We start from the raw sequence: 14,062 nt of genomic DNA, 5'->3' as shown, positions 1-14,062 counted from the left end.
GTTAGTTTGTGTCTTTCTTGGCAAAAGGGTTTAGCTTGAGTTTCAGTTTTCGCTTTTGCCAGCTGCGCACCACGGAATATCGCCATAGCGCACGAATACCGAAGTAGCCCATTGCAGAGAAGATGACCGCACAGATGGCACAGCCAAGCAGGAACGGTGGTCCGATAGTGGACATCTGAGAGACTAAGTAGTCCCAAGATAATTCAAAATGAAACGCCTGTGCAGGCAGGTGCATTACCCAAGCACCAAGCTTATAGGCCAGATAGAACATAATTGGCATGGTGACAGGGTTACTGATCCATACCAAGGCTACCGAGAGCGGCAGGTTGACGCCAAACATGATTGCAAGCCCTGCTGCCATAATCATTTGGCTAGGAAGGGGAACAAAACACATGAAAAGGCCGACAGCAAAGGCTCCTGATGCGGAGCGTCGATTCAAAACCCACAAGTTTGGGTTGTAGAGAACATTTCCAAATATTCTAAGCGCTTTTTGACGTTTAATCAGTTCATGGTCCGGCATGAAGCGTTGAATAAATTTTCTAGGCATGAGGGAATATGGCTCTCTTACTAGGTAACTGGAATCTTATTTCATTCTCAGCGACGATTGTCGCAGCAATGTATTGGCACACTCTTCCTGATTTGAGGTGGCTTGTTCCGATACTTGCCATAGTGTTGCTCTGTTGCCGATTTAAAGTACTAAGGATAGCACTCGGGGTCTCGTTGGCATCAGTGGTTAGTCTAGTACAGAGTCATGTTTTTGTAAGAGACGTCAACACCTTATTCGATTGCGCTGAGAATATTACCATAAATGTTGAGTTGCACAGCACATTTAGATCAAATCTTTATTTTTCAAATTCGGTAGTTAACCTAGATCAAATTCATGGTTGTGATGCCAACTATTCTGGCTTGCTGTTGCTTAAAGTCCCCTTAGATTTGGCGCAAAATATAGAACTAGGGGAGACGTGGCGTGTAGAGGCTGAGATAAAGCCCATTTACGGCCTGCTCAATGAAGCAGGCTTTGATGCTGAGCGCTTTTATTTTGGGCAGCGAGTTATAGCTCAAGCTAGGGTGCATAAATTACTTCAGCGGATTGAGAAGGCAGACCTAAGAGGCCGCTGGTATAACGAGGTTTACCTGCAAACGGCGCAATTGGAATCTCGACCATTAATCTTAGCTCTGCTGTTTGGGGAACGCTCTCTTATTGAGAATCAGCAATGGAGTCACCTAAAACGAACCGGAATTGCCCACTTGATTGCAATTTCTGGATTACACATAGGGCTCGCCTATATGGTGGGCTGGTGGATAGGGCATATCTTACGCATTGTTATCCCCACTTGGCTTTGGCTACCTGTTTTGTCTGCTGTGGGCATGGCAACCTTTTATGCGTCGCTTGCTGGGTTTAGCTTACCCACCCAACGCGCCTTGGTGATGTGCCTCATTGCCGCTACAGCCCTGTTTCTTGGGATTCGACTAAGTCGCTGGCGAATATTGTGGCTGACCCTGGCAATAGTGCTAACCCTGTCACCCATGTCAGCGGTAACTTCCAGTCTTTGGCTCAGCGTTGGAGCCGTCATTATTATTTTTCTGGCTATTGGGCCAAATCAAAGCTGTGTCGAAAAGCAAAACCCCGAACCGCGAGTTGGCAAAGCAGAAAAGAAACAGAGCAAGATATACATCAAGAAACTGTACACCTGGTTTCGAATTCAGCTCTATCTCAGTTTAGGACTAGCGCCCATATCGGCTTGGTTGTTGGGCGGGGTTGCTTGGCTCTCTATCTTGTTCAATGCCATCGCTATTCCTCTGGTTTCACTGTTTGTGGTTCCGCTATTGCTTGCCGGTATCTTGTTAAATCCCGTATTTGAGTCATTAGGTTTTGGCTTGTTTCAATTGTCCGATATGGGTTTGAGTCTGCTGACAGACCTAATTTCGAAGACACAGGCCTATTCGAACCTATGGTTTCAAGCCTCACAGATGCAAATTTTGGGGTTAGTCTTGTTATTCGCTCTCATCTGCGTAAGAAAGCGCTGGCTGGTCTTCATGCTATGTATTGGTGGAACATGTGTTGCGATGGTTGGGTTAGAAAACAATGATACGAAATGGCGCCTTGATGTACTGGATGTCGGTCATGGTTTAGCCGTGCTGATAGAGTCAGATGAGCGCACCATTCTCTATGATACGGGAGCGGGGTGGGATGAGGGCAGCATAGCGCAGATGGTCGTAGAGCCGATAATTGTGCAGCGCGGTACTGGCATTGATGCTCTTTTTATTAGCCATTGGGACAATGACCATCAAGGTGGCATGAACTACCTTATTGCGCGCTTTTTACCTAGGTATGTTTTTACTCCGCAACAAGACATCAAGACACTACCTTGCATGCAAGGGCAGTTCTGGTGGTGGCAAGGATTGCAGTTTGAAATAGTTTGGCCTCCGAAGACAGTATCTAGAGCCTATAACCCTCACTCGTGCGTCATGCGGATCTCTGATGGAACTCATTCGGTGTTATTGACCGGAGATATTGATGCAATTTCAGAGTATCAATTGGTTGATGCCGTTGCTCAATCTGACGTGATTATCGTGCCTCATCACGGCAGCAGTACCTCTTCAACTCAGGTATTGGTCGATAAAGTTGATGCAAATATCGCCATAGCCTCCACGTCGAAGCAGGGACGTTGGTCGCTTCCCAACAAAAATGTGGTGGATAGATATCGCCAATCTGGGTCTCGATGGCTGAATACGGGTACCGATGGGCAGGTATCTGTACGTTTTTTGAGTGATGAGGTGAAGGTTATGACTCTGCGCAACCCACAAACTGCTGCTTGGTATAGGCAGATTTTGCGGAAGGGAGTAGAATAACTATTAACTGAATAAAAAATAAAGCAATTCTTATGACACAACTTGAAGATGAGTCTACGTGGAAAACCTTTAAACGACTGTGGAAATACATTCGTTTATACAAACTAGGACTCTTCGTTGCAGCGTTCGCCCTGATTATCAATGCGGCTGCAGATACCTACATGATTTCCCTATTAAAGCCACTGCTTGATGAAGGCTTTGGCGATGTAGAATCCAATTTCCTTAAAATCTTACCTATGATCATCCTAGGTATGATTGTGGTGCGTGGTCTCTCCGGATTCGTATCCACCTATTGCTTGAGTTGGGTGTCAGGCAATGTGGTTATGTTGATGCGACGCGCTATCTTTAACCACTTTATGCACATGCCTGTTCCCTTCTTTGATAGAGAGTCTACCGGTGGTTTGCTGTCTCGCATTACCTACGACAGTGAGCAGGTTGCGGCCGCCACCAGTAAAGCCTTAGTTAACCTAGTGAGAGAGGGCGCAAGCATTATCGGCTTGCTTACCTTAATGTTCTGGAACAGCTGGCAGCTTTCTCTAGTACTTCTTGTTGTAGCGCCCGTTGTTGCCTTCGCTATTCGCGTAGTTTCAAAGCGCTTTCGTAAGATCAGTAAGAACATGCAAACGGCAATGGGACAAGTAACGTCTTCCGCCGAGCAGATGCTTAAAGGCCATAAAGTGGTTTTGAGCTATGGTGGTCAAGAAGTTGAAAGTGGTCGCTTTGATCAAGTTAGTAATAAAATGCGCCAACAAACGATGAAAATGGTGACAGCGCAAGCTGCTGCAAACCCCATCGTTCAGTTGATTGCTTCCTTTGCTCTTGTGACAGTGCTGTATTTGGCAAGTTTTGAGCAAGTGAGAGCAGACCTTACTCCGGGTGCATTTACGGTTATCTTCTCTGCTATGTTTGGCATGATGCGACCGCTAAAATCATTGACTAACGTGACCTCTGAGTTCCAGCGCGGTATGGCTGCAGCCCATACCTTGTTCACTTTAATGGATTTAGACACTGAGAAAGATACCGGCGAGAAAGAGATTAAGCGTGCCAAGGGCGTGGTTGAGGTTAAGGATGTGACCTTTACTTATCACGGTAAAGATAGGCCAGCGCTCTCACACATTGATTTTACTATTCCACAAGGTAAGACCGTCGCTCTAGTGGGGCGCTCAGGTTCTGGCAAGAGTACCATTGCCAACTTATTTACTCGTTTTTATGAGGTAGATGGCGGGGAGATTTGCCTTGATGGCGAGAACATTAACGACTACAAGCTGACAAGTTTGCGAGAGCAATTTGGTCTTGTTTCGCAAAATGTTCACCTGTTCAACGATACTATTGCCAACAACATAGCGTATGCCGCTGAGGGTGAATTCACCCGTGAGCAAATAGAGCACGCAGCTAAGTTAGCTCACGCAACTGAATTCACTCAAAATATGCCTGATGGTCTAGATACCATGATAGGTGAAAATGGTGCGAGTTTATCCGGTGGTCAACGTCAAAGGGTTGCTATAGCTCGTGCGCTGCTGCGTGACGCTCCAGTATTGATCCTAGATGAGGCAACCTCCGCGCTTGATACCGAGTCAGAGAGAGCCATTCAGGCCGCACTGGATGAACTACAGAAAGATAAAACAGTACTCGTGATTGCGCACCGTTTGTCCACGATCGAAAATGCAGACGAGATATTGGTGGTGGACGACGGCGAGATTATTGAGCGCGGTACTCATGCTGAATTGATTGCCAAGGGCGAAGCCTATGCGCAGTTGCATAAAATACAGTTCGGTGACTAGTTAGTGATACATCTACTCTGGTTTAGCTCGAGCCCTATGCGATGGTTATTTTGGCCACTTTTGTGGCCTTTAAGTCAGCTTTTTAAGGTGATTAGCCAAGGGCGTAGGCGTGATTATCTGCAAGGAAAGAAGCCTAGCTACCGTGCACCTGTTCCTGTCGTTGTGGTGGGAAACATCACAGCGGGTGGCAACGGCAAAACACCTGTAGTGGTGTGGTTGGTTGAAAGCTTGCAGGCTCAGGGCTTGACTGTCGGTGTGGTTTCCAGAGGGTATGGCGCCAAGGCTCCAAGCTACCCCTTGCTAGTAGGTCAGGATACACCAACCAAACATTGTGGTGATGAGCCAAAGCTTATTGCTCAGCGCACCGGGGCGATTGTGGTAGTTGACCCAGTACGCTCGAATGCGGTTAAGCACCTGCTACAGAATGACGTGGATATTGTGGTTACAGATGATGGACTGCAACACTACGCCCTACAGCGTGATATAGAGTTTATTGTTATCGATGGTAAGCGTCGGTTTGGTAACGAGCACTTGATTCCTCTAGGGCCCCTTAGAGAGAAGATGAGCCGTCTCCAAACGGTGGACTTTCGCATTACCAATGGCGGAGACGCTCAGCCTGACGAAATTGGCATGACGTTGCAACCGTCACTGGCGGTGAATCTTGTAACTGGAGAGAAAAAATCTGTTGATCAGTTGGGAGCACTTACCGCTATAGCCGGTATTGGCCACCCTCCACGGTTCTTTGATACCCTAGAGTCAATGCAGGCCAACGTAATCACGACCAAAGGCTTTGCTGACCATAAGGCGTTGCTAAAGGCGGATATTACGCCGTTAATTGCCGATGGCCATCAGCTAATAATGACAGAAAAAGATGCGGTTAAATGCCGTGACTTTGCAGATGATAATTGGTGGTATCTACCTGTATCAGCACAGATTAGTGATGATAACCGCCATAAAATAATGAATAGAATTCAAGAGGTTTTAAAGGAATATGGATCATAGATTGTTAGAGATCGTTGCATGCCCAGTATGCAAAGGAAAGCTGACTTTTGATAAAGAGAAGCAAGAGCTAGTGTGTAAATTGGATCGTCTTGCTTATCCAATCAAAGAGGGAATTCCTGTACTCCTTGAGCCTGAAGCTCGCTCAATTTCAATGGACGAGGGACGCTAAGATGTCATTTACCGTCATCATTCCTGCTCGATATCAATCAACGCGCTTGCCAGGCAAACCACTGGCGGATATCTGCGGAAAACCAATGATCGAGCACGTGTATCGACAGGCGATTCAGGCCGGTGCTGAACAGGTGATTATTGCCACCGATGACCAGCGTGTCGCGGATGTGGCAGCTGAGTTTGGTGGTACGGTTTGCATGACCTCACCTGACCACGAATCGGGCACTGAGCGCTTAGCGGAAGTCGTGGAAAAAATGGGAATTGCACCGGACCATATTGTGGTGAATGTGCAAGGAGACGAGCCCTTAATTCCACCAGTGGTGATTGCTCAGGTGGCTGATAATCTGGCTGCTTCTACTGCGCCAATGGCGACACTTGGGGTTGCTATTGAGGATGCAGAAGAAGCCTTCAACCCTAATGCGGTGAAGGTGGTGACAGATAACCAAGGCTATGCACTCTACTTTAGCCGTGCAACCATTCCTTGGGACAGGGACCAGTTTGCAGATGATAAATCTCAGCTAAACCAACCCCTAATGCGTCACATTGGTATCTATGCTTATCGCGCTGGCTTTATCAATAAATACATCAATTGGGCACCCTCAGCCCTTGAAAAGATAGAAAGCTTAGAGCAGTTACGAGTGCTTTGGTACGGAGAAAAGATCCATGTCGCTCTAGCCAAACAAACTCCACCACCGGGTGTCGATACGCCAGAAGACTTAGAAGCAGTAAGAGCGTTGTTAAGTTAGGTTGAGTCAGTTGGATATAAAAAAGGAAACAGCAAGCTGTTTCCTTTTTTTGTTTTTAGCGTTGTAATAATTTCTAGGTTCTAGGTTCTAGGTTCTAGGTTCTAGGTTCTAGGTTCTAGGTTCTAGCTATAATCTTGTAGCTTGTAGTTCCTAGATACTCTTCCCATAATCAGTGCGCTTTGGGCAGGAGGCGAGGACGTCTCTGTGACCGGACTCTTTAAGCTCTTCTAGAATGACATCAAAGCCCCACAGTCGATACAGATGCTTGAGAACATCGTCGTAGCTCTTGTCTAGGGGGATGCGTTGATGAGGGATGTGTTGCAAGGTTAAAGAGCGATCACCGCGCACATCGACATTCCATACCTGAATATTGGGCTCCAGGTTGCTTAGGTTGTACTGAGCCGCTAGCTTTTCTCTGATTTCTTTGTAACCCATTTCATCGTGGATGGCATCAATCTCGATATAGTTCTTCCTATCATCGTCTTTGATGGCAAAGAACTTAAATTCGCGGATAAGCTTTGGTGACAAATACTGGCTGATAAAGCTCTCATCCTTGAAGTTCTGCATCGCAAAATGCACCGCTTCTAACCAGTCACTGCCTGCTAAATCCGGGAACCATTCCCTATCTTCGTCGGTGGGTTCTTCACAGATGCGACGGATGTCTTGGAACATGGCAAAGCCCAAGGCATAAGGGTTAATACCACTAAAGTATTGGCTATTGTAGGCTGGCTGGGCAACAACACTGGTATGGCTGTGCAAGAACTCCAACATGAACTTATCGGATACCAACCCTTCGTCATATAGGTGATTGAGAATACTGTAATGCCAGAAGGTCGCCCAACCTTCGTTCATTACTTGGGTTTGCTTCTGCGGATAGAAGTATTGGCTGACCTTACGTACGATGCGCACGATTTCACGCTGCCATGACTCTAACAGGGGCGCGTGCTTCTCAATAAAATACAGGATGTTTTCTTGTGGCTCTGAGGGGAAGCGCTTCTTCTCAATCTCTGCGCTGTCAGCGGACTTTGGAACGGTCCTCCACAGTTCGTTGACCTGTGATTGCAGATACTCCTCGCGCTCTTGCTGCCTTATCGTCTCTTCGGCGATGGAAATCTTCTCAGGGCGCTTATATCTATCAACACCGTAATTCATTAATGCATGACAAGAGTCGAGTAGCTTTTCTACCTCATCAACGCCGTATTTCTCTTCACAGTTACTGATATAGTTTCGAGCAAAAATAAGGTAATCGATGATTGAACTGGCGTCAGTCCAGGTCTTGAACAAGTAGTTGCCCTTGAAAAAAGAGTTGTGACCATAGCTTGCGTGAGCCATAACCAAAGCCTGCATAGTGACAGTGTTTTCTTCCATTAAGTAGGCAATACAGGGATCAGAGTTGATGACGATCTCGTAGGCAAGCCCCATCTGACCATGCTTATAGTTTTGTTCGGTCTGTATGAATTTCTTACCAAACGACCAGTGATGGTAGTTAATCGGCATGCCGATACTGGAATAGGCATCCATCATCTGCTCGGCAGTAATGACCTCAATTTGATTGGGATAGGTATCTAACTTGTAGTGTTTAGCTACACGCTTTATTTGCTGGTGGTACTCTTCCAGCAAATTGAAGGTCCAATCGGGACCGTCAGGCAATGTTTTGGATTTAACTTCTGCTGTCATAGCGCATCCTTACTCGTATTTCCTTAGCTATGTTCCTTCTGGAACAGCTCCCTAAATACAGGGAAGATATCTTCCACCGCTCGGATATTTTTCATGGCAAAATTATCAAACTGGGACTCTAGTTTTTCGTACTCATGCCACAAGGTTTGATGACTTCGACGCGTGATCTCTATGTATGAGTAGTACTGGCAAATGGGCAATAGGGCTTCAGTGAGGAGCTTCTTACACCTTGGAGAGTCATCAGCCCAGTTATCACCATCGGAGGCTTGTGCCGCGTAGATATTCCACTGATTGGTGGGGTAGCGTTCTTTGACAATCTCATCCATCAGTTTCAACGCACTGGAGACAATGGTTCCACCGGTTTCTTGCGAATAGAAAAACTCGTGCTCATCCACCTCTTTAGCTTGAGTATGATGGCGTATAAACACCACTTCTACGTTCTCATAGGTGCGATTAAGGAACATATACAACAGGACATAAAAGCGCTTAGCAATGTCCTTGGTGGCTTGATCCATTGAGCCGGATACATCCATTAAGCAGAACATTACCGCCTGGCTGGATGGAATAGGGCGTTTTTCATAGTTTTTGAAGCGCAGGTCGAAGGTGTCAATAAAGGGCACACGTCTCATTTGAGCGCGGATCTCTTCTATCTCTTCCTTAATGCTTTTCTCTTGCAGTGGTTTTGCTGGCTCGCAACTTTTTAGGGAAGTCAGTTCATCTTCTAACTCACGGAGTTTACGCTTCTTACCTGCAGACATTGCAGTGCGTCGCGCCAGAGATTGTTGTAGCGAGCGAACGACGGCTATGTTGGAAGGAATGCCTGCTGTTTGGTAACCCGCTCGATGAGTTTTCCATTCAGTGATGCGGTTAACTTGGTTTTTCTTAAGGTTTGGAAGCGCGAGATCTTCGAACAGAATGTCTAGATACTCGTCTTTTGATATCTGGAATATAAATTCATCTTGGCCTTCGCCGTCGGGGCTAGCGTCTCCGTCACCAGAGCCCCCTTGACCACCGCCACCTGGAGGGCGTTCTATCTTGTCACCGCGGATAAATTGGTCGTTACCTGGATGAACACGCTCGCGATGCCCACCTTGACCTTGATGAAAGGCAGGTTCAGTAATGTCACTTTTAGGGAGGGTAATATCCTCGCCGTTATCGGTATCCGTAATCGAGCGACGATTTACCGCATCAGAAACGGCTTCTTTAATTTTCTGCTTATGTCGGCGAATAAAGCGCTGTCGGTTAACAGTGCTTTTATTCTTGCCATTGAGCCTTCGGTCAATAAATTGAGCCATGCGCCACCTCAATAAGTCCTACATGGTGATACTCGTATAACCCACTGTTGAGTCGACATTACGAGTCGAGTCATACGCGTATGATCCTTGCGCCACAACCTAAGTTGCATCAATGCCCTCAACTGCTCAGATGCAAGAAAGAGGGCATAGTGTCCAGTGAGTGACAGGGTTAACGTCACTCTGTCTATTAAGAAGACTTACGTACTCGCAAGTACCATTCAGATAGCAAGCGAACTTGCTTCTCTGTGTAGCCTTTTTCCATCATGCGATTAACAAAGTCGTCGTGTTTCTTCTGATCCTCAGTAGAGGTTTTTGCATTAAACGAGATAACAGGGAGTAGCTCTTCCGTATTCGAAAACATTTTCTTCTCGATAACAGTGCGAAGTTTCTCGTAACTTGTCCAAACAGGGTTAGTGCCACCATTGTTGGCGCGAGCCCTTAGAACAAAGTTCACTATTTCGTTTCGGAAGTCTTTCGGGTTACTAATACCCGCTGTTTTCTCAATTTTTTCTAGCTCTCCATTGAGCGATGAGCGGTCAAATAGCTGCCCTGTCTCAGGGTCGCGATACTCTTGGTCTTGAATCCAGAAGTCAGCGTAGGTGACGTAGCGGTCAAAGATGTTTTGTCCATACTCAGAGTAGGACTCTAGGTAAGCCGTTTGGATCTCTTTACCAATAAACTCAACATATCGAGGTACTAAGAAGCCTTTCAAGAACTCAAGATAACGCTCTGCCTGTTCTTGAGGGAACTGCTCTCTTTCCACTTGCTGCTCAATGACATAGAAGAGGTGCACAGGGTTTGCGGCAACCTCAGTCTGGTCAAAGTTAAACACTCGAGACAGGATCTTAAAGGCGAAACGGGTAGAAAGTCCTGCCATCCCCTCATCGACTCCTGCAAAATCTTTGTACTCTTGGTGACTCTTCGCTTTAGGATCCGTGTCTTTTAATGTCTCACCATCATAGACGCGCATTTTACTAAACACAGAAGAGTTCTCTGGATCTTTCAGGCGAGAAAGGATGCTAAATTGTGCCAGCATATCTAGGGTGCTAGGCGCACAAGGCGCATTAGTTAACTCACTGTTTTGCAGGAGTTTCTCGTAGATTTTGACTTCTTCAGAGACTCGCAAGCAGTACGGGACCTTTACGATGTAAACACGGTCAAGGAATGCCTCATTGTTCTTGTTGTTGCGGAATGTGGTCCACTCGGATTCATTGGAGTGAGCCAAAATCATGCCATCAAATGGCAGTGCTGATAGCCCTTCCGTACCGTTAAAGTTGCCTTCCTGAGTTGCGGTTAGCAGTGGATGTAGAACTTTGATAGGTGCCTTGAACATCTCCACAAATTCCATCAAGCCTTGATTGGCTTTACACAGTGCGCCAGAGTAGCTGTAGGCATCTGGGTCATCTTGAGAGAAGTGTTCAAGCTTGCGAATATCGACCTTACCCACAAGAGAAGAGATGTCTTGGTTGTTTTCATCACCGGGTTCGGTTTTCGCCACACCAATTTGGTCTAAAATTGAAGGGCGTAACTTGATGACTTTGAATTTCGATATATCACCACCAAATTCGTGCAGACGTTTTGCTGCCCAAGGTGACATGATGGAACGTAGGTAGCGTTTATCTATGCCATATTCACTACGCAGTATTTCGGCGTCTTCAGGTGGGTCGAATAGGCAGAATGGATGGTCGTTGACTGGGCTGCGTTCCCCATCGGCGGACAACACATAAATAGGTGCTTGTTGCATGAGCGCTTTTAACTTCTCGGCCAGCGATGATTTACCACCACCAACAGGGCCAAGTAGGTACAAAATTTGCTTCTTCTCTTCTAAGCCTTGCGCTGCATGCTTAAGATAAGAGACGATCTGCTCGATGGCATCTTCCATGCCATAAAAGTCTTTAAAGGTCTTATACCTTGCTATGACGCGGTTTGAAAAAATGCGACTTAAGCGAGGATCCAGAGCAGTATCAATCAGTTCCGGTTCGCCAATAGCATGCAAAAGACGCTCAGCAGAGTTTGCATATGCCATTTTGTCTTCACGACACAATGACAAAAACTCCTGAATCGAGAGCTCTTCTTCCTTTGCAGCTTCGTATCTGTGCTGAAAATGTTCAAAAATACTCATAACAAAAATCCCCTTTAAAATGTTACAAGACCCAAGCCAATCGTTACGCTTATCCCAACTTTAATCCTAGACATGAAAAAACAGATTTGCTTGAAATATAATAACTTTTTCATTATTTAGCACTAAACCGACTATCAAAATGCGTGTATTATAAGACCTGCAAATAAGCAACAAAATTACAACATTGACGCAAAAGGATTTGCCTTTGAAATGGATTGGTTTTTCGGCAGCGCTTCTCGCTTTGTCATCTAGCCCTGTAGTAGCAGGGTGGTCTTTGGGTGTTGGTGCCTCATATTCGCCTGCGGTTTATAAGGATACGCCCTCTAATCAGGTTGTGATTCCTGTTATCGGATATGAAGGAGAGCACCTTTATCTGCGCGGTTTTACCGCTGGATATCGAGTTTGGGAACGCCGTTCCCCGCACAATCTCATCTTTCGTCTAGCCTATGACCCTAGAACCCTGCAACCTTCTGACTCCGATGACCCCATCATTCGCCAAGTGGATAAGCGAAAGAGTACTGGGCTAGGGGGTATCAGTTATCAGTATGCCAACCGCTCTATCGGTCAGATACAGCTCACCATTGCTGGCGACATTGCCGGTGTCCATGATGGGTTATACGCAGAAACGGTGTACAGTGTGCCAATTCGCACCAAGCGCTGGATACTGACTCCGTCTATCGGTTACTCGTTGAATTCATCAAAGCTGAACAATCACCTGTACGGTGTTTCTCAAGAAGAGGCAGACAGAATTATCGGATTGGACGAGTTCTCTCCAGATGGAGATGGACAGTTCTTTTTGGGCTTACGAGGATTATTTAAGTTTACTGAGCATATCGTTGGAACAGCAGGGGTGCGCTATACCAATCTTGAAGGGGACTTAGAAGACAGTCCATTGTTGGAAAATACAGATTCGTTTTCTGCAAATATAGGGTTGGTTTACGCCTTTTAGAATCTGACAGCTGACAGCTTTGAGCTATCAGCTATCAGCTATCAGCTAATTACTATGCGTTAAAGATCTGAGTGATCTCAGTAGCACATAGGTGGTATTGACGTGGGCAGTTGCGCCACGTTGTCAGCATGCGGCGGTACTTGTCTAGCATCGGCATTTGGCTGTTGAAGTGGTGATCCGCTTTGTCGAACTGAGGGTAAAGGCCCTCTGATTCAGTTAGGAAGCGCACGTAGTTTACGATGCTTGCTTCAGTTGCGATATCAAACCCTAGGAACATAAGGCGACGCTTGTCCACGTTCGCTTGCTCTGCAGTAGCCAGCATGTTGAACGACTCTTGCATCGCGTGGTACATCTCCATGATGTCGATGACTTCACGACATTCGCTCTCGCTGATTGCCCCAAAGTCTTTGTCTAGCTCACGCATTTGCAGACCGTAGCCACGCTCAACGATTTTTTGTAGACGCTCGTACTTGTCTTTGTTTTCTGGAGAAAGCTTAGACATTAGGTAGTATTGGTTCGAAAGGATCAAACGCTGTGCGTTGGTCATTTCCATAGATAGGTTTCCTTAATGAGATCTAAATGTACGTTAGTGCCACTAATTGGCTAAGTACAAAGTTAGTATTTAACGTTGTCGTTGTATTGACTAAGAATACCGACAATCTTGTCCATTGTTTCTTTCGATGGTGGCTCTGTACCCTCTAGAGGGTAATCGTAACCGAGCGCTTCCCATTTGTGCGCACCGAGCTTGTGGTAGGGTAGTAGCTCTACCTTCTCGATGTTATCCATGTCTTTAATAAATTCGCCAAGCATGTGTGCTGATTCGTCATCATCAGTGTAGCCAGGAACGATTACGTAACGAATCCACGTTGTTTGGCCAATTTTGTGTAAGTAGCGAGCGAAATCTAGAGTACGTTTATTGGATACACCGATAAAATCTTGGTGGATTTCATCTTTCATGTGCTTGAGATCCAGCATAACAAGATCAGTCGCTTCTAACACTTCATCGACTACATCAGTATGCTTGCGGATATAGCCATTGGTATCTAAGCAGGTATGGATGCCTTCAGCTTGCGCTCTGCGGAAAAAGTCACGAACAAACTCAGGTTGAAGCATTGCCTCACCACCTGAACAGGTGACACCGCCGCCAGACGCATTCATAAAGTGGCGATATGAGGTTGCCTCTTTGACCAGTTCATCGACGGTAATTTCTTTACCGTCATGCGTGTCCCATGTATCGCGATTGTGGCAATACATGCAACGCATCAAGCAGCCTTGCAAGAATACGATAAAGCGAATGCCCGGGCCGTCAACAGTACCACAAGACTCAAATGAGTGAATTCTGCCTTTCATAGATTTTCTCTATTCTGATCATTTTGCGAATGTGATAAGTGTATTACAAACAGGGATCATTACCTAGACCAGAGGCCAGATAAAGCCGTGAATATTCATAGATTTTTACGTATTAC

At 46.1% G+C, this 14,062-nt stretch carries 12 protein-coding genes; 6 read left to right on the top strand and 6 right to left on the bottom strand.

Annotated features, from left to right (window positions below):
* Position 1: 1 nt before the first annotated feature.
* On the bottom strand, positions 2-547 hold the full coding sequence (locus tag OCU35_RS08255; RefSeq protein WP_017243895.1) for a DUF2062 domain-containing protein: 546 nt from the start codon (positions 545-547) through the stop codon (positions 2-4).
* Between the two features lie 8 nt (positions 548-555).
* Here OCU35_RS08255 and OCU35_RS08250 point away from each other — a divergent pair, with 8 nt between their 5' ends.
* From OCU35_RS08250 to kdsB, 5 genes are read left to right on the top strand one after another with little or no spacing between them, the layout of a single operon-like run.
* Entirely contained in the window at positions 556-2,853 is a 2,298-nt protein-coding gene (locus OCU35_RS08250) for a DNA internalization-related competence protein ComEC/Rec2 (protein ID WP_261825148.1), read from the top strand.
* A 32-nt stretch (positions 2,854-2,885) separates the two neighbouring features.
* Positions 2,886-4,634, top strand: a complete 1,749-nt coding sequence (msbA, locus tag OCU35_RS08245) for a lipid A ABC transporter ATP-binding protein/permease MsbA (RefSeq protein WP_017030886.1) — start codon at positions 2,886-2,888, stop codon at positions 4,632-4,634.
* Between the two features lie 3 nt (positions 4,635-4,637).
* Entirely contained in the window at positions 4,638-5,636 is a 999-nt protein-coding gene (gene lpxK / locus OCU35_RS08240) for a tetraacyldisaccharide 4'-kinase (RefSeq protein WP_261825147.1), read from the top strand.
* Positions 5,626-5,805, top strand: coding sequence for a Trm112 family protein (locus tag OCU35_RS08235; RefSeq protein ID WP_017029737.1), 180 nt, complete (start codon positions 5,626-5,628; stop codon positions 5,803-5,805). The genes lpxK and OCU35_RS08235 overlap by 11 nt, the downstream gene beginning before the upstream one ends.
* A 1-nt stretch (position 5,806) precedes the next feature.
* Positions 5,807-6,553: a 3-deoxy-manno-octulosonate cytidylyltransferase gene (kdsB, locus tag OCU35_RS08230; protein ID WP_102329396.1), complete on the top strand. Its 747-nt coding sequence runs from the start codon at positions 5,807-5,809 to the stop codon at positions 6,551-6,553.
* A gap of 150 nt (positions 6,554-6,703) precedes the next feature.
* Here kdsB and OCU35_RS08225 read toward each other — a convergent pair whose 3' ends face one another.
* The 3 genes from OCU35_RS08225 to OCU35_RS08215 all read right to left on the bottom strand — a co-directional run bounded on the left by OCU35_RS08225 (position 6,704) and on the right by OCU35_RS08215 (position 11,647).
* The gene (locus OCU35_RS08225; RefSeq protein ID WP_017030376.1) at positions 6,704-8,230 is read right to left on the bottom strand and encodes a SpoVR family protein; all 1,527 of its coding nucleotides are present in this window, start codon (positions 8,228-8,230) and stop codon (positions 6,704-6,706) included.
* Positions 8,231-8,253: 23 nt separating this feature from the next.
* On the bottom strand, positions 8,254-9,525 hold the full coding sequence (locus OCU35_RS08220) for a YeaH/YhbH family protein (protein ID WP_017030375.1): 1,272 nt from the start codon (positions 9,523-9,525) through the stop codon (positions 8,254-8,256).
* Between the two features lie 187 nt (positions 9,526-9,712).
* A complete protein-coding gene (locus tag OCU35_RS08215) occupies positions 9,713-11,647 on the bottom strand; it encodes a PrkA family serine protein kinase (RefSeq protein ID WP_261825146.1) in 1,935 nt (644 codons plus the stop codon).
* A 205-nt stretch (positions 11,648-11,852) separates the two neighbouring features.
* Here OCU35_RS08215 and OCU35_RS08210 point away from each other — a divergent pair, with 205 nt between their 5' ends.
* Positions 11,853-12,596: a MipA/OmpV family protein gene (locus tag OCU35_RS08210; RefSeq protein ID WP_261825145.1), complete on the top strand. Its 744-nt coding sequence runs from the start codon at positions 11,853-11,855 to the stop codon at positions 12,594-12,596.
* 52 nt (positions 12,597-12,648) lie between these two features.
* Here the strand turns inward: OCU35_RS08210 and OCU35_RS08205 are convergent, their stop codons facing one another.
* A complete protein-coding gene (locus tag OCU35_RS08205) occupies positions 12,649-13,149 on the bottom strand; it encodes a YfbU family protein (protein ID WP_017030372.1) in 501 nt (166 codons plus the stop codon).
* Between the two features lie 62 nt (positions 13,150-13,211).
* Positions 13,212-13,946 carry a pyruvate formate lyase 1-activating protein gene (gene pflA, locus OCU35_RS08200; protein ID WP_017030881.1) on the bottom strand — a complete coding sequence of 245 codons (735 nt, stop codon included), beginning with the start codon at positions 13,944-13,946 and terminating at the stop codon, positions 13,212-13,214.
* Between the last annotated feature and the right edge of the window lie 116 nt (positions 13,947-14,062).

The organism is Vibrio breoganii, from assembly GCF_024346795.1.
GTDB lineage: Bacteria > Pseudomonadota > Gammaproteobacteria > Enterobacterales > Vibrionaceae > Vibrio > Vibrio breoganii.
Note: the sequence above shows the minus strand (reverse complement) of the source record. Positions and strands in the feature narration are given on the sequence as shown.

Excerpts from the sequence above, each read along its gene's own strand:
- OCU35_RS08235 (WP_017029737.1), top strand. The coding sequence starts at position 5,626 with ATGGATCATAGATTGTTAGAGATCGTTGCATGCCCAGTATGCAAAGGA.
- OCU35_RS08205 (WP_017030372.1), bottom strand. The coding sequence starts at position 13,149 with ATGGAAATGACCAACGCACAGCGTTTGATCCTTTCGAACCAATACTAC.
- OCU35_RS08220 (WP_017030375.1), bottom strand. The coding sequence starts at position 9,525 with ATGGCTCAATTTATTGACCGAAGGCTCAATGGCAAGAATAAAAGCACT.
- OCU35_RS08250 (WP_261825148.1), top strand. The coding sequence starts at position 556 with ATGGCTCTCTTACTAGGTAACTGGAATCTTATTTCATTCTCAGCGACG.
- pflA (WP_017030881.1), bottom strand. The coding sequence starts at position 13,946 with ATGAAAGGCAGAATTCACTCATTTGAGTCTTGTGGTACTGTTGACGGC.
- OCU35_RS08215 (WP_261825146.1), bottom strand. The coding sequence starts at position 11,647 with ATGAGTATTTTTGAACATTTTCAGCACAGATACGAAGCTGCAAAGGAA.
- kdsB (WP_102329396.1), top strand. The coding sequence starts at position 5,807 with ATGTCATTTACCGTCATCATTCCTGCTCGATATCAATCAACGCGCTTG.
- msbA (WP_017030886.1), top strand. The coding sequence starts at position 2,886 with ATGACACAACTTGAAGATGAGTCTACGTGGAAAACCTTTAAACGACTG.
- OCU35_RS08225 (WP_017030376.1), bottom strand. The coding sequence starts at position 8,230 with ATGACAGCAGAAGTTAAATCCAAAACATTGCCTGACGGTCCCGATTGG.
- OCU35_RS08255 (WP_017243895.1), bottom strand. The coding sequence starts at position 547 with ATGCCTAGAAAATTTATTCAACGCTTCATGCCGGACCATGAACTGATT.